Source organism: Methanospirillum stamsii, assembly GCF_003173335.1.
Taxonomy (GTDB): Archaea; Halobacteriota; Methanomicrobia; order Methanomicrobiales; family Methanospirillaceae; genus Methanospirillum; species Methanospirillum stamsii.
Genome location: NZ_QGMZ01000010.1, coordinates 112770 through 137504 on the forward strand (window position 1 = coordinate 112770; position 24735 = coordinate 137504).

Consider the following 24735-nt stretch of genomic DNA (forward strand, 5'->3'; position numbering starts at 1 on the left):
GAATTTACGCGCAAATAGCGCCTGAATTTTGTTTTCAATAATATATAAGGCTGTAAACAAAAACAGGATCTCCTTATATGCTCAGGTTTCCGGAGTGAAAATATCGGTTAAATGAACGGGATTTTTCTCTGCGGCATGGTCATTTCGGATCACTCCTGCTGACTCCGGGTGATGGCATGAGAGAGTGAGAGAAGCAGAGTCCGGGGGTTGCCGCAATGGGAGAATATAAAGAGAAAATAAATCCGGTTGTGGTCAGGAAGGAACGCAGAAAAATTTCGTTCAGGAAGGGTTCCGGGGAGAGAGGGATGTTGTTTTAGAGTATTTTAGATGTCTGTAGAATACTTTAGATAGTGCGGCAGGGCCTTGAGGTGATTGGTGATGAGTTTTCAAGGGGTCTTGTTCTTCCGGGTTCTATTGAAACCATTATCATATGAGATAAGAGTGATTTTTTGGATGTTAGAAATAGCATATTTATATCCATCATCAAAATCGAGGTCATATCTATTTGATCCGTATATCGATTCCGGGGGATATTCCGGAATAAATGAGGTTATTTTTTCCTTCCGATTTGAAAACCTCATTCGCAAATCGAAGGTAGAGTTCCTTTTTATCTTTATTAAAGAAGTGCAATCCGATTGAAGGAAAGGAATAATCACTAATTAAGCAGATATTCCCAAAAGTCCGGATAAATTTTATTACAACAACAGCGTGTTTTCTTCCTAAAAGTAAGTTCAGGAGAATATTTGTATCGAGGATTGTCATGCCCACATATTATTAATCCAGTTTTCAAAAGGCCAAATGTCTACACTTAAATGGTTGTAAGTAAAAAGTTTTGATTCATTATAATAACATCGCGATCAAATGCCACAAACTGTTATTGAAAATCCAGTGATAAATTCTCCATATACTGAACCTGACAAACATTTTCGCTTTTCCGATGAAGGAATTACTAATGAAATAATATCAGGAAGGCGGGTTAGTTCCTATTTTATCCCAATTCCACAACCGAAACAAAAAACGAAACAACTTACCATTACTGAAAGTGAGTGGGTGGGTGACAGAATTGAAGAGAACACCTTTATTAATCAGATACGCGACCGGGTAAAAATCTGGCGGGATAACAATTGGCCGGGGACTACTGAAGTTACCCGAAAACTTCTTCGCTATTGGACTTCTTCAGAACGTGAAAAACCCTTATTTTTTTGTCAGATAGAAGCACTAGAAACGGCAATATATCTTACTGAGGTAGCAGAAAAGCAGGGAGATTCCTGGATTTTGGAACAACTTAAATCCGCGAATAATGAGGTCAATCCAGGACTATGGCGTATCGCATTTAAAATGGCAACCGGCACTGGTAAAACCGTTGTCATGGCGATGATCCTTACCTGGCAAACCCTGAATAAGATTCAGAATCCACGAGATAGCCGGTTTTCTGATACATTTCTTATCGTCACCCCAGGCATTACCATTCGGGACCGGCTTCGGGTCTTATACCCGAATGATGTTGATAATTATTACCGTCAACGTGATCTCGTTCCTCCGGATATGCTCGAGCGACTTGGTCAGGCAAGAATCCATATAACTAATTTTCATACATTTCAGCTTCGTGAAACGGTTTCTGTAAGTAAACTTACCAAAACAATTCTTTCAAAAGGGGAAAATGGAATATTTACCGAGACACCCGATCAGATGGTCAGAAGAGTCTGCAGGAGTTTTGGAAATAAAAAGAATATAATTATCCTGAATGATGAGGCTCATCATTGTTACCGACCCAAGCCCCGTGATCCATCTGAAAAATTAACCGGGGAAGAGAATGCAATCGCAAAGAAACAGGAAGATGAAGCAAGAACCTGGCTTTCAGGTATAGAGGCGATAGCAGCAAAAATCGGTGTTCGGAATGTTTTTGATGTTTCAGCAACTCCTTTCTTTTTAAAGGGGTCTGGTTACCGGGAAGGGTCACTTTTTCCCTGGGTGGTATCTGATTTCTCTCTCATTGATGCAATTGAATCGGGGATTGTGAAAGTTCCCAGAGTTCCGGTGTCTGACAACTCAATGTCAGGGAATGAGCCCACATACCGGGATCTCTGGTATCGGATCCGGGATAATCTTCCCAAAAAAGGAAGAAAGACTGAAGCGATTTCAGGAGAGCCGAAATTACCTCCTGAGCTTGAAGGAGCGATTCATAGTCTGTATAGTAATTATGAGCAGTACTTCAAACTCTGGGAACAGGATACTATCGGTCGTGAAAATGGAAGAACTCCTCCGGTTTTTATAGTGGTCTGTAATAATACCAACGTCTCCAAACTTGTATTTGATTACATATCCGGGTGGGAACGGGATATTGACGGGCAAAAAGTTGTTGCTGCAGGAAATCTTCCACTCTTTGCGAATGATAACGGGAATGGAAGATGGCTATCCAGACCGAATACCATTCTTGTTGATAGTGAGCAGATTGAATCGGGAACTGCTATGAGTGCCGAGTTTAAGCGGGCTGCCTCCCGGGAGATTGAAGAGTTTCGAAATGAACTTCGGGAGCGGTTCCCTGGCCGGGATGTTTCCACCATTGATGATACCGAGATTCTTCGTGAAGTTATGAATACAGTAGGAAAACCAGGAAAACTCGGAGAACATATCAGGTGTGTCGTGAGTGTTTCGATGCTTACCGAGGGGTGGGATGCTCAAACGGTGACTCATATTCTCGGTATCCGGGCATTTGGAACCCAGTTACTCTGTGAACAGGTTGTGGGAAGAGCTCTTCGAAGGCAGAGTTATTCAGTCGGTGATGATGGTCTGTTTCCGCCAGAATATGCTGAGGTATATGGAGTTCCCTTTTCCTTTATTCCCTGCAGTGGAAGCACCAAGATCCCACGAGCACCAACGCCGACGACCCGTGTCCGTGCTCTTGAAGAGCGTATTGAGTGTGAGATTTCATTCCCAAGGCTGGCAGGATACCGGTACGATATCGGGTCTGAACAACTGTCTGCCTCTTTTACCAAAGCATCCCAGTTTGCTCTTTCAACCGCGGATATTCCGACACAAACCGAAAATGCCCCGATTATTGGTGAGAGTAGTATTCATACCCTGGATGATTTGAAACGACACCGGCCAAATGAGGTGGCGTTCCAGCTGGCAAAGCGGGTGTATGAACAAAAATTCCCGGATAAAAAAATAGAAGATCAACCGTGGTTATTCCCTCAGGTTCTTTCGATTACCAAACAGTGGCTTTCAGAATGCCTGTACTGTAAGGATAATACGTTTATTCAACTGCTCCTCCTTGTGGGTCCGGCTGATAATGCAGCAGAGAAGATCTATCATGCAATCGTAAAAGGGAACACATCTAATCCTTGTGTTCTCCCGGTAATGATGTCATATGATTCGATTGGGTCTACCCGGTATGTTGATTTTGACACCTCAAAACCAATCTGGCCTACATCTCCACAAAAATGTCATATCTCTCATGTGGCAGCGGATACTACCTCATGGGAACAGAAGATGGCACAGGTTCTTGAGGAGATGGATGAGGTTGTGCATTATGTTAAGAACCAGAGTCTTGGTTTTACGATTCCTTATACCATAAACGGGCAGGAACACCAGTACAATCCTGATTTTATTGCGAGGATTGATGACAGTCATGGCCCAGATGATCTTCTCTCCCTTATCGTTGAGGTGAGCGGGCAACAGCGACTTGATAAGGATGTAAAAGTTTCAACCGCCCGAGAACTCTGGATTCCTGCGGTAAATAATCATGGCGGATTTGGCAGATGGGGATTTATTGAAGTGACCGATCCATGGGATGCTGCTCATGCGATCAGAGGGTATATTTTAAGTGAAAGGAATAATTCATGAAGGGAGACCTGAATTCGTTCTCCGTAAGAATAGAAAAGGCAGGGAACAATTACTCCGGATTTGTTCCTGATCTTCCCGGTTGTATTGCCACCGGGAAGACCAGAAAGGAGACAGAGAAACGTATGATTGAAGCGATTTCCTTTCATATTCAGGGACTTATGGAAGACGAACCAGGTCTGCGAAAAGTAGAGTCAAGCTCTCCAATAATAGAATTTCAATATTCAGATAGTTCAGAATGACAGGGTGATGATAATGACAGAACGGGAAGAGGTACTTTCAATCTTAAAACGCGAATCTCATGATTTAAAAGACCGGTTTGGGGTTTTAAAGGTCGGTCTTTTCGGATCCGTAGTTCGGAATGAAGCAGGAGAGAGTAGTGATATTGATCTCTTTATTGAGTTAGATCCAGAATCGGTAACCTACAAAAAATATCTTGATCTTGAAGTGTATCTCCAGTCATTATTCCCCAGAAAAATTGAGATTGTCACTACTGATGGTGTTTCTCCTTACATCCTCCCGTATATCTCCCGGGAGGTGGTCTGGGTTTGAAAGCATCCATCCCGTTTCTGTATCACATCCTGGATGAAATTCAGTATATTCTCGATAAAACTGATACTCTGACTGTTGACGATATCAGATTAGATCCTGATCTCAGTCGTTCTATTCCCCGTTCTCTTGAGATAATCGGTGAAGCGGTGAAAAATCTCTCTCCTGATCTTCGGGATGCTCATCCGGAGATTCCCTGGAGTGATATTGCCGGTATGAGGGATAAACTCATTCACGGGTATTTTGGTATTAAATGGATAGTCGTTTGGTCAGTAATCAAATATGATATTCCTGACCTTGATAGAAAGATCCGGAGGATCATTGAGGATATTAAAACCGAATAGAGTATAATCATGCCACCAAAAAAACAACCCGCAAAATCAGGTATCGACGCAATACGTCACAATGAGAAGCGAAAAAATATTCCCACCGAAGAACTTCGTGATTTTGTTATAGGAGATGAACATAATCCATCCATTCTTCGGTATCCCCGTGATCCTTCTCTTGATCCCCAATTGGTCTGGAAGGGGAAGGATGAACAGGATGGAAAAGATCTTGAGGTTCCATCTGTTCCGATCTACATACAGGAGAAGATCCATCCCAAGGTCATTATTGAAGAGTTTTTAGAGAACCAGAAGAAAGCAGACGGAGTAAAAGAGGCAGGCAGCACCTATCAGGTCTCGCTCTTTGATGATTTTAACGGGCTTCCGGAAGAATTTGATGAGCGGGTAGAGTTCTACCAGCATGACCAGAATTGGAGTAACCGGATGATTCTGGGTGATAGTCTTCTCGTGATGGCTTCCCTGGCCGAGAAAGAAGGGCTGAAAGGGAAAGTCCAGACGATATACCTGGATCCCCCCTATGGGATTAAATTTGGGAGTAACTGGCAGGTTAGTACGAGAAAAAGAAATGTCTCTGACAGTAAAGCAGATGATGTGACCAGGCAACCCGAACAGGTAAAGGCTTTTCGTGATACCTGGGAATTAGGGATTCATTCTTATTTGTCGTATATTAGAGATAGATTAATCATCGCAAGAGAATTATTGTCTGAATCGGGGAGTATTTTTATTCAAATAGGCGATGAAAATGTTCATTTGATCCGCTCATTATTAGATGAAATTTTCGGAACAGAGAATTTTTGTGCTCAAATCGCTTTTGTGAAAACAACAAGTCAGACGAGTAAACTTGCTGCTTCATCTATTGATTATATTCTTTGGTATGGAAAAAACCGAGAATGTATTAAATATCGTCAAATTTTTCAGGAAAAAGGATTACTAACTGATAAATCAGGAGTATATAGTTGGATAGAATTTCCAAATTTAATGCGGCAAAAATTAACTCCCATGCAGAAAGCAGAAATAATAAACTCTCCAAAAATTCCAGGTAAAATATTCATGACCAGTGATATTACAAGTCAATCTGGTGGGAGTACAACGGGATATGAAATAACTTTTTATGGGCAAAAATATTTACCAGGTAAAGGATTTTGGAAAACGCATTCGGTAGGAGTTGCAAGATTAATAAGATCAAATAGAATTACACGTTCGGGATCAACTCTTAGATATGTTAGATACATTGATGATTTTCCAGCATATCCATATGTGAATTTATGGACTGACACAGGTACAGGTAGTTTTACTGAAGACAAGGTTTTTGTTGTTCAAACCTCGACAAAGGTTATCGAACGCTGCATCCTCATGACCACGGATCCCGGAGATCTTGTCCTCGACCCAACCTGTGGATCCGGGACCACTGCTTACGTAGCAGAACAATGGGGTCGTCGCTGGATAACTATCGACACATCACGGGTTGCACTGGCATTAGCCAGAACACGGCTCATGGCAGCCAGGTATCCGTTCTATTATCTCTCTGACTCTCCTGAAGGATTGGAGCAGGAAGCGAAGATTATAGGAAGAGACCCGATCAAAACAAAGACTCTCCATGACATCAGGAAGGGGTTTGTCTACAAACGAGTACCCCATATCACGCTCAAATCTATCGCAAATAACGAAGATATCGATTCCATCTATGAAAAATATCTTGCTCTCATGGAACCGGTACGTGAGAAGATCAATAAAAAGGCGAAACAGAAATGGGAAGAATGGGAGATTCCACGACCTGAAGACGGACCAAAAGAGATTACTGATCTTCTCGAAGAATGGTGGAATATACGCATACAACGGCAGGATTCCATTGATGAATCTATCGCTCAGCGGGCAGATACTGAACTTCTCTATGACCAACCCTATGAAGATAAAAAGCGGGTTCGTGTCACCGGTCCCTTCACGGTGGAATCCCTCTCTCCTCACCGTGTTCTCCCTGCTGACGGGAATATTGACGGGGTGGTTTCATCAGAAGAGAAAGAGCAGCATCAGGACTTTACCACCATCATTATTGATAATATCCGGAAAGCCGGGGTGCAGAATACCAAGAAGAATGAGCGGTTAAAACTGGACACCCTGGAGTTATTTGCCGGTTCATGGATTCATGCAACCGGTACATATCATGAGGAAGACGGGACCGAAAAACGTGTTGCACTTTCCATTGGTCCGGAACATGGAACTGTCGGGCCTCAGCAGGTGAAAGAAGCCGTAAAAGAAGCTGTTCAGGGTCTAGGATATGATCTTCTCCTGGTCTGTGGGTTTGCTTTTGATCCGCACGTCTCTGAAGAAGTAAAGAGGTATGGCAATTTGATGGTATTACCGGTGAAGATGAACCCTGACCTTGCTATGGGAGATGAACTCCTGAAGAAGACCGGAAGCGGGAATCTCTTTATGATCTTCGGAGAGCCGGATATCGATATTGTTAAGGATAAAGGGTTCATTACCGTAGAACTGAAGGGAGTGGATGTTTATGATCCGACAACCGGACAGGTCCGGAGTTCTTCGACAGATGATGTTGCCTGCTGGTTTATCGATACCGATTACAATGGAGAGAGTTTCTTTGTCCGTCATGCTTACTTTACCGGTGCAGATAAACCGTATGATAAGTTGAAGAAAGCACTCAAAGCTGAAGTGAATGAGTCTGCCTGGGAAGAGATATACAGAACGGTGAGCAGAACGTTTCTCGTTCCGGAGAGTGGGAAGATTGCAGTGAAAGTGATAAACCACTATGGGGATGAGGTGCTGAAGGTGTTTGGGGTGTGAGGGGAGGAATCGTCACAAACCATTTTCATAAATGGAAGTAGATCATAATATTCATCAATACACTCCATTAAATGTCAAATATAAGATTCTTATGAAAAAATTTGTAACTCATAAATAATTATTTCGTGAAGGAATAAATTATGGATTATTTATTAAAAGAAATAATTGATTGTTCTTGTGGTAGCACAAATATTTTTTATGACACCGAGGCTTTAAATAAAAATTTATTCTGTATCTCATGTGGAAAAAAATTGGAAAATCCAAATGTCATTGCAAATTTAGAAGAATTTGCAAAAAAGACGCTTCCACGAGGGACTAAGTTCTCTATTATGGATTCAAATATTTGGATTTCTACTCATATCGCTGGAGAATTATTGCTAGAAACGGGATTTGGAAAAAATATTAAATCTATACAAACACAAATTCGAGAAAAAATCAATAAGGGGATTATTAATGGAGAAAAAATTGGTCGAATCTATAGAGTAGCATGGCCCTCCATTTTTGATTATATGAATAAAAAGCAGAAAGAAGTGGTTCGTGGAAAATCTACAAAAGAAATTGCGTTAGAACTTGGTATTACTGTTGCAAGGTTGTATAAATATTTGCAAAATGATGATCATCCTAAATATTATGGGATTAAAGGGGATAATAATCGATGGATAATTAAAGAAAGGTAGTCAAGCAAATTGATATTTTATTTTATCTTTCTTCGCAACTCCATACCAGTCAACATTTGGTTCCCATCCTGCAGACTCAATTAGGTTTCTACAAAATTTGTAAGCATTCTCCAATTTAGGAATTTTTTTACAATAAATTATCCCATTTTCACCACAATCAAAAATATAATCTGATTTCTCTAATTGAACCAGGGATATTTTTTTTTCAATATCCTTATCTATTAAATTTTTAAGTGTCCATTGTTTATTAGATAAAATTCCTTTAATTGTTAATTCAATTAGTGGGGTAATTTTCGTTACATCATATGTTTCACCTTTAATTGTGAGAGATAATAATTGTGAGTTTTTTTCGAGTGGCCGAAATTCTATTCCTTCTAAACCCTGCCAAATTTTTAATGCGATCTTAGAAAATTCCTCAGCTCTTTTTTCTATATCGTTGATTTTCCATTGATTTTTGCATGACAATTCATTATTGATACAAAATCCAGTCTTTTTCAACTCTTCGAATTTAAATGTACAATAATTGTTATATAGTGTGCAATTAACTTGAGACGTAACTAAAGTCAGGTTACCAATCGTGTGAACATAGTATTCATGGTCATTGACAAATCTCCCTAAATGCTCTTCCCACTCTTTTGTAAGATTTTGAGGCATAATATGTTCAATAGTAAATTTCTCATCGGGATTATAGTGCACACCCATACCACCTTTACTTTCTTCAATAGATAGTAGAATAAATTGAGTAAGAAGATTAAATTCGCTTGATTTATAAAAATCGCTTTTTTGAAAATTTTTCTCAAAGGTACCATCTGATGGTAACTCCTTAAAAATGACTTTTTTCAGATTGTTCAATAAAGTGATATTAGATTCTGATGGTATTGATGAGCAAAGATCAAAAAACATTTTTTCAGCGATAACAAAATTTTGCCCACAAACTGATCTTCTTACGTAATAAGTTTCAATTGCTCTCACAATTTCTAGAATAGTTTCAATAATAATTTTTTTATTGTCTTTATAGAGGCCATAAACTTTCATTAAATAGGGCATATATTGGGTCCCTCGGAGGTATCTTAATCGTTGAAATGGGACTTTCAATACTTTATCAATTGGAGGTAATTCATTCGGATTCTTTATTATTTTGTAATAGCGAGCATATTTTTTCATTTCTGCTAAAAAGTCTTCAATATCTTTAAATTGAGAATCTGCCCTTAATTCTATTGATAAACGGTCCATTATTGCTTGGGTAAGATGATCCGGTTTAAAAAAACCATTTTTTAACTTTTCAGGTTCTTTTAATAAAAAGTAACGTAAAAAATTTGGAAAGTCTCCGATGTTATTAAATTCTGCTTCTATGTCTCGCCAAAAAGTTTTATATAAAAAATTCATTTTATCAATATCATCAAACTTTCCAAGAATATTATTTCTAATTGTATCTATTGGTTCAAGATGAATACCTGTTAAATTTATAGTTTCAAATATATATCCTGCCTTATCAGTTTTATCTAATTTTATTACAATAAACTGTAATCCATTAAGAATTGAATCTAACACTCGATAAAAATTTAATTGTGATTGCATCTTTTCAAAATTATCTATAAAAAATGCATGACAACGTTTTATTTTAGAATTTGAAAAACAATTATGGTTTTTTAATACTGCAGAAAAGTCAGAATAATTAGTTTCTGATAATTCTAATTTTGATAAAATTGATTGATTTCCATCTTTATTTTTTAAGAATAATACCGAATCAATTTCACTAGCTTTGCCATCATTATCTGATATAAAGGTTTTTAGTGCAGCCAAAGCTAAGAAGATAGTAGTTAAACGCTGTTGTCCATCTATTACCCAATATTTACTGTTACGATCAGAATTTATCTCCTTTATTACTACACTACCCATAAATTCCAAGTGTGTTGGATCATCTGAATCATATTTCCTCATCAGAGTTGTAAAAAAACCCTCCCATAAATCTTCATCCCATTCAAATGTTCGTTGGAAAACAGGAATTGTATATATTCTTGATTCAGAGAAAATTGTTGAAATTGTTTCTGAGGAGGGAATCATGAATAAATACCGATTTTTTTAATAATCCACTTTTCTTCAATAAATAATGATAAATTTTAACAAATAAGAATAATTTTAAGCAGATCAACTCTTTGAATTTACACAATATATATTATTAACGATTTAATCTCACTACTTACTATTATTATGAGAATCATATCTCTTTTATTTCTTTTACTATGAGGGGAAAATTTGGCTCTGTCTAAAAAACAAGTGATAATACAAACTCAATTATCTTCTCACATTCAAAGATCATTCGATTGGTCTTCTGAATTATAATAAACCAATATGAAAGATTAGTATGAATCAGGTGATAGAAAAATCTGCAGAATCCGAGGCCCTGATAAAACTTCCCCTAAATATTGATTCTTCGTTGTTGTAGGCATTAAAAAAGCATATTGTTATCTACAAATACGCTTGTGTGTATCTGGTGACACACAAATAATACCCATTCATGAAACCAGAACCCTTACCACCACCAGACGGGAAGGAACAGTCATATTCCTCTCATTGGGGCTGTAAATTCAACCCTGATCCGGTTTATAAGACTTTATCAGAGCATCCCGTTAATCACTCAGTAAGCTTTCATATCCTCCGGAAAGAAGGGACACAGGCAACCATGAGAGACCTGTTTCTCTTTGAAGTAGGGAAACCTACATACATCAATTATATTATCCCATTACCCCCATTTTCCAAAAACACCATTTTTCCCGCCGGGTTAACCGGTCCTTCTGTTTCGGGCTATTCGGTGAATCCGGCTGGGTCATCTCAATAAACCCTCCCTCCATGGCAGGTTTAAGATAATGGCACATGAACGTCGGAGGTGATTCAGCCCGACTCCGGACATCATCTCTCTCACGCTCATTGCAGAATTTCCAAAGCAATGAATCGGTCTGGTTACTTGTTCGGTTACTTCTATCCGCTGGCTCTCTGCAAGATATTTAGTTATCCGAACCCGCACCCAGATCTCTGCGATATCCGGCTCAAATAGCCCGAGTTCTTCAGCCTCCCGGAGAATCCTCCAAAATACTGACACCCACTGCCCGATAGGCAGGTTCATATTCACAGAATTGAGAGAACAACAATCCTGGATCATCACCCTGGAAATACTCACCCCTGTTCCCTCATCTGATTCGCAATAAACCGTTGCATCTCTTCTTTGTTCGGTAGTTCTAAAAGATATCGGGATACAAACAGATTATTATCCATCCCTGCCAGGGCATACTCCACGAGAGCATGATCCTTATGGGTACAAAGAAGGATTCCAACCGGGGGATTATCCCCTTCTGTCATCATATTTGCCTGGTACCAGCTCACATACGTATTGAGCTGCCCGATATTCTCATGAGAAAACTCCGCAAGTTTGAGTTCAACAAGCACATGACATTTCAAGATCCGGTGATAAAAAACGAGATCCACATAGTACGAGGTATCCCCGATAAGTATCCGTTTCTGCCGCCCTTCAAAACAGAACCCATGACCCAGTTCAAGAAGGAATTCCTGTAATTTGTCCAGGAGTTGATCCTCGAGATGTGACTCACTCATCACTTCCCTGGGGGTAAGACCCAGAAACTCGAAGACATACGGATCCCTGATGATTCCCTCCGGGTTCGTAGTCTCACTCAAAGAATGGGTGAATTCAGATAACTTATCCTTGTTGGTGGAGAGTCCTGAGCGTTCATAATACAGACCATGGATCTGGCGTTTCAACTCACGGACCGACCAGTTCCCTCTGATGCATTCCACCTCATAAAAAGCCCTCTTTACGTCATCGTCAATCTCTATCAACTCAGAAAGATTCGTGAACGAGAGTCGGGTGATAAGAACGGATCCGGCCGGATGCAATTGTGCAGTCACTGACTGCACAATCTGATCATCGTCCCGGGTGAGGTAATCAGGGGGAACATACTTTGTGAGATCTATGAGTCCTGAACATTGTGGAGTCAGTGACTGCACAATCCGGGGATACGTACGATAGAACTTTCGATACCGGTATAAATCTCTCCGTTCACACCGGGGAAGACCTGCCAGTGAGAGCGTTTCAGTAAGGCCGGTCCATCAACCGTTCACCGTATTCTGCACGGTCAGAACCAGACCGCTCATATTCCTCAATATAATATCCCATCACCCAGTTCCGGAGCGTGAGACTGATATTGATTGCCCAGGTTGCCTGGTCGGTTAATTCCTCATGGATATGACGGATTGAACCGAGAAGGTCCGGGAGTGTTTGTGGATGTACGATCATATCAGGAATACCTTTCCGTATGAAAACTCATGATTCGCCGTGAATTTATTCGCAGATTTTATACTCATCATTTTAGACCAGAACACCTATCAGTTTTTTTATTCATCGGCTGAAGGGTAATTTATTCAATCTATGGATTTTACTGTTTTCTGACATACATGGTCCGTGGACCTGAACCCTTTTTCTCGACAAGCCCAAGGTTCTCCAGGCGGTCAATTCTCCTGAGTATGGTATTTTTGGAAACATTCAGTCTTGCTGCAATATCTCCACTTTTCGTAGGTACCTGAACCAGTTTGAGGATCTGGCTATCCATATCATCAAGATTCGAGGGGATCTCTTTTCTGAATATCACCGTAAAAGAAGATGGAGAGACTTTAAACTCAACCGAACACATCGGATGGCTGGCGACCTCCTCTTCAATCATCTTTATGCCAAACCCATATTGCTCGATGTACCCTGAATCAAACAACAAGTTTGATAATGCAGGATTCCGGGGGATATGCTCTGGATCACTGATTTCTACACCGGGCATTAAGGAACCGGGATTCTTTATCTCAAACCGGTCAGGATACATAAGAATCTTCACATCCGCACTGATGGTGTAGTTCCTGTGAGCAATTGCATTTATCAGAGCCTCACGAATTGCCCGGGGAGGATACTCCTCAATCTTCACTCTTCGTGTGCCTGATACGACATCGATCTTTTTTATATCCCGCATGAGACCGTTATATGCTTCCTCAATTACTTTCCATACCGGCCCTTCATATTCTTCACTCCATTGAGGACCTTCATCACTCATGCCCACTTTTCTTATCCTGGCTGAGGGAATATGTTCAGTGGCCTCTGTGAAAAAGAGTATTCCAGCATTTGTTAGTTTGAAATCATTCTGTGCTCTGGCACTTCTCAGGTATCTGGCCCTGTTTGAAGCAGATATTGATTTACCTCTTGTCTCCTGAACTTTTTCAAAAAACCAGTTAATATACTCGGGTTTTGCCTCTTTTTTAGAGAGCATGGGAATTTCATCCCAATGGATAGTTCCCATCTCTGAAGAGAGCATAATTATCTCCTGAAGAGAAAGGGGCCGGACTCCGGTACCCGCCCGGATATACACAATACCACCGATCGAGCAAAGGGTAGGACTTTTATCTACACTGATTACCAGGATATCCTTACCATCAACTGATATCTTCAGTGTTTTTATCTTGGGTGGTGGAATAATGGATTGGATGGAACTGGTAACCTTTTCAATTGCTTCTTTTACATTCGTCCCGATGATCTTCCCGGAATCAGATACACCGACTAATATCTTTCCGCCATCTGAATTTGCAAAAGCGGCAATTTCATGGTGAATATTTTTGCTTTCCGATTCTTTAAACTCTAATACTTCAGATTCTCCGGATTGTATCAGGTAAATGAGGTCTTCAATATCCATAGGTATCGTTGCAATCTCACCAGACAAAAATGTAACGATAGAGAGGTTACTGTTCCATTACTCAGTGAACAGTAGTGAACAGTAAACTACTGCATAAATGACAATTACACCAGGAAGAATTATCCACCCGAAAGAACGGATTCCCCTCCATTGCAGATTAATTTAACAACCGGATCATTCTATCGTTACATATTTACCGTAACATTATGGAACGATAGAGAAGTTACTGTTCCATTTCTCAGTGAACAGTGGTGAACAGTAGACGGTCGTTATGATGCCGATAAATAGAGGACATATGCACCCAAAAATCGGGATATAACCTCAATATTACCGAAAAATAGTACTGAGTGATATCTCTATCGTTGCACACTCACCAAAGCAGCATGGATGTAGAGTGAGAGTCACGGTTACATCGCATCCCGTTCGACAACCAAAAAAAATCCATTCATCCCTGTTATCACCGGTTTTGACCTTTTTCAGATAAGAACATCACCTGTCCTTTCCGGGAAAGCCGGTATTTCTGGGTCGGGCTTTTTGGTGAATCCGGTTGCGTCATCTCTACAAATCCTCCATCCATGGCCGGTTTCAGGTAATCATACATGAATGTCGGACGATGACTCATCCCTAAGCAGGAGATCATCTCTTTCACACTGAGATCCTTATCTTTCAGACAGTGAATAAGCCGGATTACTTGTTCGGTTACTTGTTCGGTTACATGTATCTTCAGTTGTTCTGCCAGGAATATCGTCACCCTGACCCGCATACCAATCTCTTCAATAACCGGTTCAGAAAGTCCGAGTTCTTCAGCTTCCCGGAGAATCCTCCGAAACCCGGAACCCCACTGCTCAATCAGGTCAAGTTCCCGGAACACCCGTGCTAATACCCGGTTTCGGATCTTTGAAACCCCCTGCTTCACATCCTCAATAGTCATTCCAGGGAGGAGGATGCCGGGAAGGTCGATATATGTTTTTAAATTGTGGTGCGGTGAATCTGATACTATGGCAATATGGATCGCCTCCGGTAACCGGGAGAACTGGGAGGTCGTGAAGAAACACAATATCTGGGGAGTTCCGAAACGGAGCAAAGGACTGCATTCCGGGGTGAAGGTGGGGGATACCATTCTCATCTATGCCCGGTCAGAAACACATGCAAAAGAAGTATTCCCATCGGTCATCATGGGAGAATACAAAGTTACTGAACTCTATGAAGATACAATTCCGCTTTTCACCGCTCCGTCACAAATGGGGGAAGAGGTGTTTCCGTTCCGGTTCCGGTTAAAGCCGGTGAAAATATTCAAGGAGCCGGTTGAGATTAAACCGCTGATTCCGGAACTCGGGTTTGTGACAAATAAGACGATGTGGTCCGGACATTTCAGGCAGGCAATGAGGGAGATTCCGGAAGGGGATTATCGAAAGATTTTGGAGAAAGGAAGATAATTTTCCAGAGATTCAATTACAGGACTTCATCTCAAATTCATATCTCTTTTAAAAGCATCATTAATACTGTCGATTAACTCATATTGATAATAATTATCGTGATATCGCCCCTCGATATCCTTTACTTTTTCTGAAATATCTTTCTTACCGACAATCTTCCCGTCTGATAATTCAAGATCCCAAACAATCCCGTATGCAGACGGTTTCTGAAAGCCCATGTGAATATACTTTTCAGAGTGGAAATCTGCTCCAATTCTCAATAAGCCTGAATACTGGATTGGAAGATTCAGATGAAGATATTCATACGCATCATATCTCCCGGGTGATACATCAATTCCATTAATCGTGGGGTAGGTATCATGCCCATCATTTACACATAATATATCCAGATAGAGAACATTTCTCACAATTTTATAGGTACAGTAAAATCCTCTATAGCAAGCAGTATGCATAACTTGGGGAGATAATCCAAATATTTTCGGATCGAATAACTCCACATCATTTTCTTCTCCTTCATATCCCGGGAGATCATATTTTTTCTTCTTCCATATGACAGTATCAGGGATTTGTCCGGTCATAATTTCTCAATGTGATGATATTGAGATTAACAAGTTAAGAGATTTTTGATTGCTCTTCGTCGTTTCAAGTGGGTGTTGAAGTATAAAGAAAAAAGGATGGAGGTCATCCATCTGAAGGTATTTCTCCAGGTACAGAAATGAGTATTTAGAAACAAACAGCAATTTAGCATGAAAGGATATGCAAAAATTTTTGATAGTTGTTGAAAAAGGTGGTGATAACTATTCTGCATATGTTCCGGACCTTCCCGGAGGTATTGCCACAGGGAAGACAAAAGAGGAGGTCGAAGAACATATGATAGAGGAAATGGAATTTCATATTCAGGGTCATTTACAAGATGAACCTTCACCATTAAAAACAGATTCTATTCCCCAATAATACAATTTCTATATTCAAATAATCCAGAACGACAAGGTGAACATAATGAGAGAACGTGATGAGGTACTATCAATATTAAAACGTGAATCTCATGTTTTGAAAGACCAATTTGGTGTGATAAAGATTGGTCTCTTTGGTTCTGTAGTCCGGAATGAAGCCCTAGACTCAAGTGATATCGATCTTCTCATTGAACTTGATCCGGAATCGGTCACATACAAACAATACCTTGATCTTGAAGCGTATCTCCAGTCATTATTTCCAAGAAAAATTGAGATCGTCACTACTGATGGCGTATCTCCTTATATCCTCCCATATATATCCCGTGAGGTAATCTGGGTATAAGATTCCATCCACTTAAGGTAGCATATTCAAACAAAACTAAGAAGTCATTTTTTTTTTGTTAGTGGTAAATTGGGTTTTAAAACCCGGCTATGTGATTCAAGTATTCTCGTTAGTATGACTCATAACCATTACCCTGACCAACCGGATAGGATCCAGGCGAATTTCCTACTGAAAAGGGTGTGAATGCTTATGAAGGATGAATATAAGGTATTATCGGCAAAAACAGGTAATACTCATTACCTGGTGAACATAAGTGACACTCACACTAACAATCAAGGACTTTGGACCCATTCACTCAGTTTCACTCTCACTCACACCCCTGACAATCCTGACATGCGATGACGATACTGCCCTTTCACTGGTTACCCATCTCATCTATACCCTCTCTGCTGCCCACCGGGACAGTTGGTATATTGTACCTGATTGGGATATCCCAACAGAAAACAGAGATGATCCTCTCCCGGATCTCGCGAAACATATCGCACAATCCGGTATCAGGGATTACTACCATACTTACCTGACCCCAGTTCTCCAACGATATCTTCCCGGATACCCTGACACAGAGAAAGAAGCCACCATCACTATCAGGAATGGTGAGAGTTTTGCAACCCTCCTTATAGAAAAAAACAGTTCAATCACCGTTCCTGAATGTCATTATCCACTTCCACAAGATCTCTTTGAAAAAATTCCATCACACCCTCCAAAAACAGAAAAAGAAAACTATGTAGTAGAATCGTTCATCAAAAAGGCATCAGAATGTTGGTTGGATACAATCTTTCCACATTCCTGCCCGGACCCATATTTCATCCCAGCATCGCGATATGGAATCATGCAGTTATTACCCTGGCTCGATGATAAAGAAACACAATATCCCCCATTTCTTGAAGATTTTATCGCATGGTTAGAAAGCCTTGCATATCATGAAACACCGAAAACAGGATGGTGGAAGGAGTATGAAGAAACACTCCTTGATGGAACAATCATCATAAAAGAGAACAAAGATACTTTCTATGATATCAGGATAAAAAAAGGAAGACTATCACAGAACCTCTTAACCCGTCCGGGGTCAGTAATTGCTCTATCTCCGATTTTTTTGTACACAAAATATCTGTCGGAGGCCGACCAGATCATCATCATTGAAGAAATAGATGCACACCTGACAGAAAATCAGCAGACTCTAATCGGAGAATTCCTGATAGCCATGATTCAATACGGCATACAAATCATAATCACAACAAAAAATGAATATTTCATAAAAAATCTCCGGGAAACTATTCAAAAACTCCCCCCGGAAATGTTTGATGCAGGATTAGTATCGTATGACATGATCTCACTGTGCAAACTGAAGAGTTCATCAACAGGATGTATCGGCACCTCTCAACAATTGTATCCTACTAAAGATCGATAAATTTTTACCGGGCTAACTTATTCATACTATAAAATACCCGGATAGGTTATAGGTACCAGATCCCTATCATGTGATCCACAAACAAGATTGCGGGTATCCGATAACCCACAAATACCACTCCATTCATGAAACCAGAACCCTTGCCACCAACTGAAATTGACCGGATCAATCATATCTCTCTTATTGGTGCTGCAAATGCAGCCCTGGTCCGGTTTGATGGACTACTCCAGAGCACATAAAACCCGGATCTTCTCCTCACCCTGTATATCACTCAGGAAGCCGTCATATCTTCCCGGATAGATGAGAGACCGGTTTTACCAGGTTATTACCATTATTTTATACCAGGGCAGAAACAGGAATTCCCTGACGAATAAATGACATACGTAGAGACTTTTCATTTTCGTACTCTTCAGGAGTAAGAAGAATAAGATCAACAGGTACTTTATAGGTTTTAATTATTTGACGGAGAGAATTTTTAACTTCTTTTCTTCGCTCAAGTGAACTAAGACCAATAAATGAGGGAGAAACAATTGCAAGATCAACGTCACTTTCATTGGTTGCTGTTCCATCAAATTGTGAGCCGAACAGGACAATCACGGCAATCTGTATCCCCTGTTTCTTTATTTCTTCTGATAAATCAGAGATTAAAGATTCAACCCATGAATCCATGTAATAAAATCTCCAGTATCTTCAATAATCATCCGTGCAGTCTTTAGTAATATCATTGAGCAGGATGGCAATAAAGGGGTAATATTCGATCCAACATCCGGACTCAATGAGAAAAATATTACAACTCCTTCTTTTTGAATATGAAATTTTGCTTGATTTTTAGTTAATTTGTGTAGGGTTTTTCAACCAGGAAAAAACCTATCATATTGATAATCTACAAAACCTATAGAATGATACATACTTAAGAAAAATTATATACACCATATCATTAATCAGAAGTTTTTACAAAAATGAGTAATATACCTCCAATCGAACTCCTGTCAAAAATAATTCGCGACGAATTCGCGAAACAGGAGATAGTTGTCATTTCAGTCTATCTATTTGGTAGTCGTGCGAGGGGAACTGCAAAACCGGACAGCGATTGGGATTTTCTTATAATTACAGAGGGAAAAATCCCCCATTTATTGCAAAGAAAAATCATATCAGGAATTAGAAAAATATTCGTTTTTGATTATGATATCGATGCAGATTTTATCGTACTGGCAAAAGATGAAATTCAATCAGCAAACAACGACAAGGGTAGAATCTCGTACTATGCCTTACGGGAAGGATTACCCGTATGAGTATAAATATTGAAACTCTACGACGATGGTGCGTAAAGGCTGATAATGATTTAAAAAATGCATGCCATGAGATAGAACACGAAGATCCGGCTCTGGATACCGTATGTTTCCATGTTTAGCAGACCGCTGAAAAATATCTAAAAGCATTTTTAGTTTTTTCAGATAGTGAAATTCCTAAAACTCATTCATTAATCAGACTCATCAGAGACTGTATACTAATTGATCCATCTTTTAATGAACTAATACAGAAGAACATTGATGAATTAACTGATTTTGCGGTTGAAATCCGATATGCTGATGACTTTTACTTTCCAAGTATAGAAGAATCTCGGGATGCAATAAAGAAAGCCGAATTTGTCCGAGCATTCGTCCTTTCAAAAATAACCAATATTGAAAATAACTAAGAGTTTTTCGCTTTTGGAAATAATATTGAAATTCCGGATTGAAAGAAGGGATAATCCGTAATAATCAGGATTTTTTGTAGTATTGAATGGGAGGACACTTTCTTCTCAGTCTCTAATAATATCGGTACCGGATCTACACATGGTTAATCAGTTCGAGGACATCTTTTCTCATGAAAGGACCTCCATGTCCGGGATAAAAGACCGTAGCATTATCATCGGCAATGGTCCGGATACTTGAGAGTATTTTATCAGGTTCATCAGCCCAGAATGGAAATCCTGGCTTTCCGGATGGAATTTTCGGGAATATCAGATCTCCTGTAAACCTCTCACCTGAATCAAGTGCTACAGACACCGACCCTTTTGCATGGCCGGGAGTTGGAATTACCATTCCGGATATTCCGTAAGAAGAGAGATTATAGGGGGCATCGATGAGAATATCCGGTTTAAATGGAGGAAATGCCGAGTGTTTCTTCATGGAAAAAAAGAATTTTAAAAGATGTCCCGTCATCGAACAGGGCTGTAATTCACCCTGCACCCCTTTTTGCAGTAACTCTGCAGTATTTACATGCGACAATACCGGAGCCGTAGTTCTCTCACGAATAGCAGATACTGATCCGGCATGGTCCTGATGACCATGGGTGAGAATAATAAGCGAAAGATCCTGAAAGTTAATTCCGTTTTCCTTCATTATGTCAAAGATTTTCAATGCACTACCGGGTATTCCGGTATCAATAAGAATAATTCCCTCCTGTTTCACCAGGTATGCATTCACAAACCCGAGCGATATTGGGATTATCTCCAGTGGCGGTACGATGTCAGTCATGCATGAATGATAGATCTGTGAAGTAATAGGATCTTTGGTTGAGGAAAAAAAGAAAATTCAGAAAAAAGGTTCCAATGCAGTAATTCAGCACAAAAAAAGAGAAAAGAATTATGCCAGGGCCGGAATCGTGTCTGCCCAGGTCTCAATGGTTGTGAGAATGCTATCTGCTTCGTAACTTGATACCATGACTCCGGTACGGTTGAACCGGATATTAAAGAGTTCTCCGGTTTCAGTATGACATTTGAGTGTCACGGAGAAGTTATCTTCTGAACTGTCATGTGATGCAGTCCCCCCCATCGCACTTGCCATGGCAGTGTTTGCCAGAACAGTTGAGGTAATGGTGTCAAAGGCTCCGGATGATCCGGCACGGACAGTCACATACCCGACCTGTTTTCCTTCGGTGTTTTCATAGACGACCTTCCCGGTATAATACTCGGAAGTTTTCTGGACCGGAGCAAGAGTTTCCCCTCCGGAAGTGTATGGCGTGCAGTTCCACGGATTATCAGTGATTATTCCGGCGATGATGGTATTCATCGCATCTTTGCTTGCAAACGGAGCTGCGAGAACCCGTTCAGCACTTTTTACGGTTGACTTTGCTACAAAATCTGCCATGTTCGACTTTTCCCCTGTCTCGAACTGAGACATACAGTATTGAACCGGAGTGTATAAGGGAAAAAAACAAAATGAGAACATAGCGAGAATTTCAGCCGATTTAACGATTGATTGGCATTAAAGAGCGTGGCCTGGAAACCTGAAAATGTTTCCATGAAAATAGAAACCAGACCGGAGTGGACTGACTGCTCTTGGCCATATGAATAGGACCACTCATCCACAGAGAAGACAATGTCAGGCTTGCTGTATGAAAAAAGAAGCAGGGATTTTGGTCATTTAGAGGGTTTGATTAAAAAACGGAGGGGAATACCCGTAATGGACGGAAAAATTCACAATCTATGGACCGGATGGAAAAACCATCCTACTGATGGTGGCCTTTTCCATGCCCATGTTGTCCGGACTTTCCACCATTTCCGGATTTGCCTTCTAATCTTCCATACTGCATTCCGGTTCCATCACGGGGCGGGTTTTCGTTATGCGGACAAACCTCCCGGATGCAGGATCCATCAGCACCCTGCTGACCGGCATTGCTTTGATTATTCAGACCAAAGTGGTAGCCGGTTCCATCCTGGGGGCCGGTCTTTCCTGCTCCTGATACCGGAAGAGTCATGATCAGAATCACCAGTACGGCAATGATTCCAATTCCTACAATACCCATGGTGGTTCGTTTCATCATCTCACCTGGTTTCTTATCGCTTCAGGTTTTTTCCATACTGCATTCCGGTTCCATCCCGGGGAGGAGTCTGGTTAAACGGACAATCTTCCTGGGGACAATCCGGATTTGGACACGTTCCAAGGTTCTGGCCTAACTCTCCTCCACTCTGGAGCATCTTTCCATTTCCACCCTGGCCGGCTGCTGATGCCGGGAGTATAAACGCCAGAGCAATCAGACCTAATATGAGAAAAATTGTTATTCCTTTCATGATTTATCTGCACCTCCTGCAGTGCATACTCTTCCATTAGGCTTTGTGAGATATAAACGGACAAAATGGGACTGGTTCCCCCCCTGAACCGGTTGGTTACAAGAGGGTAGACATTGATATTGACCGGCCGCCAATGAACAAGTGAGATGATACATGTGAATCCGGATAAACCAGATGACCGGACGATCCTTACCAGTTCAGATCAGGAATTTATTTCTGAACTCTCAGAATATCTCGATGTTCTTGCAAGTCCCATCCGTCTTCAAATACTCTCATATGTCGGAACCAGGCCCCGGACAGTCAGACAGATCTCACATGAGATTAAAACAAGTTATGAGAATACCAAAAAGCACCTGAATAAACTGTTATCACTGGGTCTGATACAAAAAGAGATAGGGGTTTCAGATGAACCTGCAAACCAGGGTCAGCCGGTGTTCTATTATATTCTCATTCCCGATGCGTTAAAACATGCAGCAAACAATCTTACCATCTTTACCTCGGTAACAGGAAGTAATATTCCGGATTTATCAGAGCGGGCTATACAGGTAAAAACCGGATTGCACAGCATCCTCCCATCATCCGGACCCGGACTTGTTATTACGAGCGGTTCACAGACTGGAGATGTATTTGAATTAACAGAAAATGTCTACCGGATTGGACGGGTAGAAGAGGGATGGGACGGGATCTCTTTGGAACCTGCAATACTGCTCAATGACGGGTATCGATCGGTCAGCCGGGTATCACGTCCCCATGCATGGCTTCGAATACAGTCAGGATTCTGGACGATTTCAGAAGGTAACAGTAAAGGAGGGACGTATGTAAATGGTAAACCCGTGTCTCATGACCCCGTGGTGCTTACAGACGGAGACCATATTGAACTCTCACCCGAATCACTGGGAGTGGCGTTTATCTTTCGTTCAGGAAAAACCGATAATTCATGAAAACCACCATTTTTCCACCAGCAAATACGATTGCAGATAAAAAACACATCTCCGCCGGAATAGGTAATATTCTAAGCCTCATCCTTGCTGTGAATTACCTCCTCGCTTTTGTACTCCTCCTTTCTACATCTGTGCATCATGGACATGGGGGAGGAATGGGAGCCGGGCCGGGGAATGCAATCAATCTCTATATGCCTTCGTTTTTGATACTTTTCCTTCTCCTTATCCTGTTTCACCTCATCTCTCTCTTTCAGGTTCGTCTTCCTGTCCGGTTGATAGTAGTAATCGGCTTTGGTCAGGTAATATCAGGGACACTGGCATTAGGTCTGTTATTATTCTCCCGTCAATCACTCAGTCTTCTTCAGACGGTATACCCGGGCACGACGCTTCTTATCATTTCATTGGCACTATCTATTCTGAGCGGAATGGTAATGATCATAAAGCAGGTCAGACATGGACATTTTTTCGAGATAAAATCTGATTCAAGGAATATTTCCGCATTTCCTCTCCCCATGAACAGATATAAAAATGTCCGGCTCATTGGTGAGGGCGGAGTAGGGGCTGTCTGGTATGCAGAACGCATCGGAGATGGAGTTCCGGTGGTTGTTAAGGTTCCAAGAAGAGATGATGAAAAGACCGGAATGTCATTTATGCAGGAGATAAATATCTGGAAGGATCTGGAACATACGCATATTGCACGGGTTTTTTCGGCTAATATCCTTCCGGTTCCTTATATCGAGATAGAATATCTCCCCGGATCAGTTGCAGAACTGAATACGCCGGTGCAGTTGGAGCAGGCATTAGGGATTATCAGAGGTCTGGTCTCTGCTCTCATGTATGCCCATGCAAGGGGAGTAATTCACTGCGATATAAAACCGACAAACATCCTGTTAACCGCGGAAGGAATCCCAAAACTTACCGATTGGGGTCTTGCCCGGTCAGGTTCATCCCGATGGTCGGTAGAAGGATTTTCTCCAACATATGCATCTCCGGAACAACGAAAAAGTCATCCGGAGTGCAAATTTTCAACAGACATCTGGCAGACCGGGATGGTATTTGCTGAACTTCTGACCGGCAAAGCAGATATTCCTTCAGGTAAAGAACCGGTATTTCTGACAGAAAAGGGAAGTTTAATCCTTTCTATCTTACAAAAGTGCATGGCAATCGATCCAACTGAGAGATACCCATCAGTTCAGGCACTCTCCGATGACCTCTCTCATATCATCATCAGGGAATAATTGAATTATACATCCCCTAAAGCCGGAGAGTTCAGGGATTAAGCAGACTATAAAATTAGATTTAGCGGGGAATTTTCTCATTCAGGAATTTATAAAACTTCACATAGATATCCGGATGTTTTTTCATGTTCCTGAAAATTTTCTGGTTTACCAATTCATCACACGGAAGAAATGGTTCCTGTTTGTTTTTAAGATCTTGTGATGTGATGATGGTTGTTTCTCCCGAATTCAGAGAAAAGATAATAGATCTTTCTTTTTCACCCGGGCCGATGAGCGTTTGAATGGGTTCTCCATGAATATCAGTACGATATCCAAGAACTTTGTTTGGTCGTTTTTGCTGCATGGTCAAATGATACAGTATATATTAGATCTTAATCATAGATAATAGATCGGATAATCCCATTTA

At 40.8% G+C, this 24735-nt stretch carries 27 protein-coding genes and 1 pseudogene; 14 read left to right on the plus strand and 14 right to left on the minus strand.

The genetic code is table 11. The annotated features are described in order from the left end of the window. Nucleotides 1–861: 861 nt before the first annotated feature. The 6 genes from DLD82_RS04810 (at nt 862) to DLD82_RS04835 (ending at nt 8215) form a co-directional block, all read left to right on the plus strand. Nucleotides 862–3846: a BPTD_3080 family restriction endonuclease gene (locus DLD82_RS04810; RefSeq protein WP_109939973.1), complete on the plus strand. Its 2985-nt coding sequence runs from the start codon at nt 862–864 to the stop codon at nt 3844–3846. Beyond that, nucleotides 3843–4085 (plus strand): type II toxin-antitoxin system HicB family antitoxin, encoded by a 243-nt coding sequence (locus tag DLD82_RS04815; protein ID WP_245920365.1) that lies wholly within the window; start codon nt 3843–3845, stop codon nt 4083–4085. Before DLD82_RS04810 ends, DLD82_RS04815 begins: the two co-directional genes overlap by 4 nt. A 13-nt stretch (nt 4086–4098) precedes the next feature. Beyond that, entirely contained in the window at nt 4099–4395 is a 297-nt protein-coding gene (locus DLD82_RS04820) for a nucleotidyltransferase family protein (protein WP_181391260.1), read from the plus strand. Continuing rightward, entirely contained in the window at nt 4392–4736 is a 345-nt protein-coding gene (locus DLD82_RS04825) for a HepT-like ribonuclease domain-containing protein (protein WP_219968304.1), read from the plus strand. The genes DLD82_RS04820 and DLD82_RS04825 overlap by 4 nt, the downstream gene beginning before the upstream one ends. Nucleotides 4737–4745: 9 nt before the next feature. Continuing rightward, the gene (locus DLD82_RS04830) at nt 4746–7538 is read left to right on the plus strand and encodes a site-specific DNA-methyltransferase (protein ID WP_109939975.1); all 2793 of its coding nucleotides are present in this window, start codon (nt 4746–4748) and stop codon (nt 7536–7538) included. Between the two features lie 140 nt (nt 7539–7678). Further along, complete coding sequence (locus tag DLD82_RS04835; protein WP_109939976.1) at nt 7679–8215, plus strand: hypothetical protein; 537 nt, start codon at nt 7679–7681, stop codon at nt 8213–8215. On the opposite strand, the gene DLD82_RS04840 is transcribed toward DLD82_RS04835, so the two are convergent. The 7 genes from DLD82_RS04840 to DLD82_RS04860 form a co-directional block, all read right to left on the minus strand. Continuing rightward, the gene (locus DLD82_RS04840) at nt 8216–10279 is read right to left on the minus strand and encodes a DUF262 domain-containing protein (RefSeq protein ID WP_109939977.1); all 2064 of its coding nucleotides are present in this window, start codon (nt 10277–10279) and stop codon (nt 8216–8218) included. A 671-nt stretch (nt 10280–10950) separates the two neighbouring features. After that, a complete protein-coding gene (locus DLD82_RS19510) occupies nt 10951–11091 on the minus strand; it encodes a Fic family protein (protein ID WP_369333088.1) in 141 nt (46 codons plus the stop codon). Further along, a complete protein-coding gene (locus DLD82_RS04845) occupies nt 11043–11393 on the minus strand; it encodes a hypothetical protein (RefSeq protein WP_146199696.1) in 351 nt (116 codons plus the stop codon). The genes DLD82_RS19510 and DLD82_RS04845 overlap by 49 nt, the downstream gene beginning before the upstream one ends. Next, a complete protein-coding gene (locus DLD82_RS04850; RefSeq protein ID WP_245920366.1) occupies nt 11390–12235 on the minus strand; it encodes a PDDEXK nuclease domain-containing protein in 846 nt (281 codons plus the stop codon). The genes DLD82_RS04845 and DLD82_RS04850 overlap by 4 nt, the downstream gene beginning before the upstream one ends. An 85-nt stretch (nt 12236–12320) precedes the next feature. After that, the gene (locus tag DLD82_RS19150; protein WP_245920367.1) at nt 12321–12524 is read right to left on the minus strand and encodes a DUF1016 N-terminal domain-containing protein; all 204 of its coding nucleotides are present in this window, start codon (nt 12522–12524) and stop codon (nt 12321–12323) included. 139 nt (nt 12525–12663) lie between these two features. Then, complete coding sequence (locus DLD82_RS04855; RefSeq protein ID WP_109939979.1) at nt 12664–13956, minus strand: RNA-binding domain-containing protein; 1293 nt, start codon at nt 13954–13956, stop codon at nt 12664–12666. Nucleotides 13957–14413: 457 nt separating this feature from the next. Then, nucleotides 14414–14887: a Fic family protein gene (locus DLD82_RS04860; protein ID WP_109939980.1), complete on the minus strand. Its 474-nt coding sequence runs from the start codon at nt 14885–14887 to the stop codon at nt 14414–14416. Nucleotides 14888–14954: 67 nt separating this feature from the next. Between DLD82_RS04860 and DLD82_RS04865 the strand changes: the two genes are divergently transcribed. Continuing rightward, nucleotides 14955–15392: an EVE domain-containing protein gene (locus DLD82_RS04865; RefSeq protein ID WP_109940059.1), complete on the plus strand. Its 438-nt coding sequence runs from the start codon at nt 14955–14957 to the stop codon at nt 15390–15392. 26 nt (nt 15393–15418) lie between these two features. On the opposite strand, the gene DLD82_RS04870 is transcribed toward DLD82_RS04865, so the two are convergent. Beyond that, nucleotides 15419–15970 carry a hypothetical protein gene (locus DLD82_RS04870; RefSeq protein WP_109939981.1) on the minus strand — a complete coding sequence of 184 codons (552 nt, stop codon included), beginning with the start codon at nt 15968–15970 and terminating at the stop codon, nt 15419–15421. A 178-nt stretch (nt 15971–16148) separates the two neighbouring features. Here DLD82_RS04870 and DLD82_RS04875 point away from each other — a divergent pair, with 178 nt between their 5' ends. From DLD82_RS04875 to DLD82_RS04885, 3 genes are all read left to right on the plus strand, one after another. Further along, nucleotides 16149–16346, plus strand: coding sequence for a type II toxin-antitoxin system HicB family antitoxin (locus DLD82_RS04875; RefSeq protein ID WP_109939982.1), 198 nt, complete (start codon nt 16149–16151; stop codon nt 16344–16346). Nucleotides 16347–16391: 45 nt separating this feature from the next. Continuing rightward, nucleotides 16392–16688: a nucleotidyltransferase family protein gene (locus tag DLD82_RS04880; RefSeq protein WP_109939983.1), complete on the plus strand. Its 297-nt coding sequence runs from the start codon at nt 16392–16394 to the stop codon at nt 16686–16688. 253 nt (nt 16689–16941) lie between these two features. After that, complete coding sequence (locus DLD82_RS04885) at nt 16942–18096, plus strand: hypothetical protein (protein ID WP_109939984.1); 1155 nt, start codon at nt 16942–16944, stop codon at nt 18094–18096. Nucleotides 18097–18432: 336 nt separating this feature from the next. On the opposite strand, the gene DLD82_RS04890 is transcribed toward DLD82_RS04885, so the two are convergent. Continuing rightward, nucleotides 18433–18765 (minus strand): nucleotidyltransferase domain-containing protein, encoded by a 333-nt coding sequence (locus DLD82_RS04890; RefSeq protein WP_109939985.1) that lies wholly within the window; start codon nt 18763–18765, stop codon nt 18433–18435. A 290-nt stretch (nt 18766–19055) separates the two neighbouring features. Here DLD82_RS04890 and DLD82_RS04895 point away from each other — a divergent pair, with 290 nt between their 5' ends. After that, nucleotides 19056–19388, plus strand: coding sequence for a nucleotidyltransferase domain-containing protein (locus tag DLD82_RS04895; protein ID WP_109939986.1), 333 nt, complete (start codon nt 19056–19058; stop codon nt 19386–19388). A gap of 131 nt (nt 19389–19519) precedes the next feature. Beyond that, a pseudogene (locus DLD82_RS19515) lies at nt 19520–19792 on the plus strand (HEPN domain-containing protein); the annotation flags it as partial. Nucleotides 19793–19925: 133 nt separating this feature from the next. Here DLD82_RS19515 and DLD82_RS04905 read toward each other — a convergent pair. The 4 genes from DLD82_RS04905 to DLD82_RS04920 form a co-directional block, all read right to left on the minus strand. After that, complete coding sequence (locus tag DLD82_RS04905) at nt 19926–20615, minus strand: MBL fold metallo-hydrolase (protein WP_109939987.1); 690 nt, start codon at nt 20613–20615, stop codon at nt 19926–19928. 108 nt (nt 20616–20723) lie between these two features. After that, nucleotides 20724–21227: a hypothetical protein gene (locus DLD82_RS04910; RefSeq protein WP_109939988.1), complete on the minus strand. Its 504-nt coding sequence runs from the start codon at nt 21225–21227 to the stop codon at nt 20724–20726. Nucleotides 21228–21588: 361 nt separating this feature from the next. Further along, nucleotides 21589–21903: a hypothetical protein gene (locus DLD82_RS04915; protein ID WP_109939989.1), complete on the minus strand. Its 315-nt coding sequence runs from the start codon at nt 21901–21903 to the stop codon at nt 21589–21591. A gap of 13 nt (nt 21904–21916) precedes the next feature. Continuing rightward, a complete protein-coding gene (locus DLD82_RS04920) occupies nt 21917–22150 on the minus strand; it encodes a hypothetical protein (protein ID WP_109939990.1) in 234 nt (77 codons plus the stop codon). 146 nt (nt 22151–22296) lie between these two features. Here DLD82_RS04920 and DLD82_RS04925 point away from each other — a divergent pair, with 146 nt between their 5' ends. Both DLD82_RS04925 and DLD82_RS04930 read left to right on the plus strand, forming a co-directional pair. Then, nucleotides 22297–23091 (plus strand): FHA domain-containing protein, encoded by a 795-nt coding sequence (locus tag DLD82_RS04925; protein ID WP_109939991.1) that lies wholly within the window; start codon nt 22297–22299, stop codon nt 23089–23091. Further along, complete coding sequence (locus DLD82_RS04930; RefSeq protein WP_109939992.1) at nt 23088–24329, plus strand: serine/threonine protein kinase; 1242 nt, start codon at nt 23088–23090, stop codon at nt 24327–24329. Before DLD82_RS04925 ends, DLD82_RS04930 begins: the two co-directional genes overlap by 4 nt. A 61-nt stretch (nt 24330–24390) precedes the next feature. Here DLD82_RS04930 and DLD82_RS04935 read toward each other — a convergent pair whose 3' ends face one another. Then, a complete protein-coding gene (locus DLD82_RS04935) occupies nt 24391–24672 on the minus strand; it encodes a hypothetical protein (RefSeq protein ID WP_109939993.1) in 282 nt (93 codons plus the stop codon). Nucleotides 24673–24735 lie beyond the last annotated feature (63 nt).

What these genes read in the sequence shown, in the direction of transcription:
- DLD82_RS04810 (WP_109939973.1), top strand. Translation starts at nt 862, where the DNA reads ATGCCACAAACTGTTATTGAAAATCCAGTGATAAATTCTCCATATACT.
- DLD82_RS04815 (WP_245920365.1), top strand. Translation starts at nt 3,843, where the DNA reads ATGAAGGGAGACCTGAATTCGTTCTCCGTAAGAATAGAAAAGGCAGGG.
- DLD82_RS04820 (WP_181391260.1), top strand. Translation starts at nt 4,099, where the DNA reads ATGACAGAACGGGAAGAGGTACTTTCAATCTTAAAACGCGAATCTCAT.
- DLD82_RS04830 (WP_109939975.1), top strand. Translation starts at nt 4,746, where the DNA reads ATGCCACCAAAAAAACAACCCGCAAAATCAGGTATCGACGCAATACGT.
- DLD82_RS04835 (WP_109939976.1), top strand. Translation starts at nt 7,679, where the DNA reads ATGGATTATTTATTAAAAGAAATAATTGATTGTTCTTGTGGTAGCACA.
- DLD82_RS04840 (WP_109939977.1), bottom strand. Translation starts at nt 10,279, where the DNA reads ATGATTCCCTCCTCAGAAACAATTTCAACAATTTTCTCTGAATCAAGA.
- DLD82_RS19510 (WP_369333088.1), bottom strand. Translation starts at nt 11,091, where the DNA reads ATGTGCCATTATCTTAAACCTGCCATGGAGGGAGGGTTTATTGAGATG.
- DLD82_RS19150 (WP_245920367.1), bottom strand. Translation starts at nt 12,524, where the DNA reads ATGATCGTACATCCACAAACACTCCCGGACCTTCTCGGTTCAATCCGT.
- DLD82_RS04855 (WP_109939979.1), bottom strand. Translation starts at nt 13,956, where the DNA reads ATGGATATTGAAGACCTCATTTACCTGATACAATCCGGAGAATCTGAA.
- DLD82_RS04860 (WP_109939980.1), bottom strand. Translation starts at nt 14,887, where the DNA reads ATGACTATTGAGGATGTGAAGCAGGGGGTTTCAAAGATCCGAAACCGG.
- DLD82_RS04865 (WP_109940059.1), top strand. Translation starts at nt 14,955, where the DNA reads ATGGCAATATGGATCGCCTCCGGTAACCGGGAGAACTGGGAGGTCGTG.
- DLD82_RS04870 (WP_109939981.1), bottom strand. Translation starts at nt 15,970, where the DNA reads ATGACCGGACAAATCCCTGATACTGTCATATGGAAGAAGAAAAAATAT.
- DLD82_RS04875 (WP_109939982.1), top strand. Translation starts at nt 16,149, where the DNA reads ATGCAAAAATTTTTGATAGTTGTTGAAAAAGGTGGTGATAACTATTCT.
- DLD82_RS04880 (WP_109939983.1), top strand. Translation starts at nt 16,392, where the DNA reads ATGAGAGAACGTGATGAGGTACTATCAATATTAAAACGTGAATCTCAT.
- DLD82_RS04890 (WP_109939985.1), bottom strand. Translation starts at nt 18,765, where the DNA reads ATGGATTCATGGGTTGAATCTTTAATCTCTGATTTATCAGAAGAAATA.
- DLD82_RS04895 (WP_109939986.1), top strand. Translation starts at nt 19,056, where the DNA reads ATGAGTAATATACCTCCAATCGAACTCCTGTCAAAAATAATTCGCGAC.
- DLD82_RS04905 (WP_109939987.1), bottom strand. Translation starts at nt 20,615, where the DNA reads ATGACTGACATCGTACCGCCACTGGAGATAATCCCAATATCGCTCGGG.
- DLD82_RS04910 (WP_109939988.1), bottom strand. Translation starts at nt 21,227, where the DNA reads ATGGCAGATTTTGTAGCAAAGTCAACCGTAAAAAGTGCTGAACGGGTT.
- DLD82_RS04915 (WP_109939989.1), bottom strand. Translation starts at nt 21,903, where the DNA reads ATGATGAAACGAACCACCATGGGTATTGTAGGAATTGGAATCATTGCC.
- DLD82_RS04920 (WP_109939990.1), bottom strand. Translation starts at nt 22,150, where the DNA reads ATGAAAGGAATAACAATTTTTCTCATATTAGGTCTGATTGCTCTGGCG.
- DLD82_RS04925 (WP_109939991.1), top strand. Translation starts at nt 22,297, where the DNA reads ATGATACATGTGAATCCGGATAAACCAGATGACCGGACGATCCTTACC.
- DLD82_RS04930 (WP_109939992.1), top strand. Translation starts at nt 23,088, where the DNA reads ATGAAAACCACCATTTTTCCACCAGCAAATACGATTGCAGATAAAAAA.
- DLD82_RS04935 (WP_109939993.1), bottom strand. Translation starts at nt 24,672, where the DNA reads ATGCAGCAAAAACGACCAAACAAAGTTCTTGGATATCGTACTGATATT.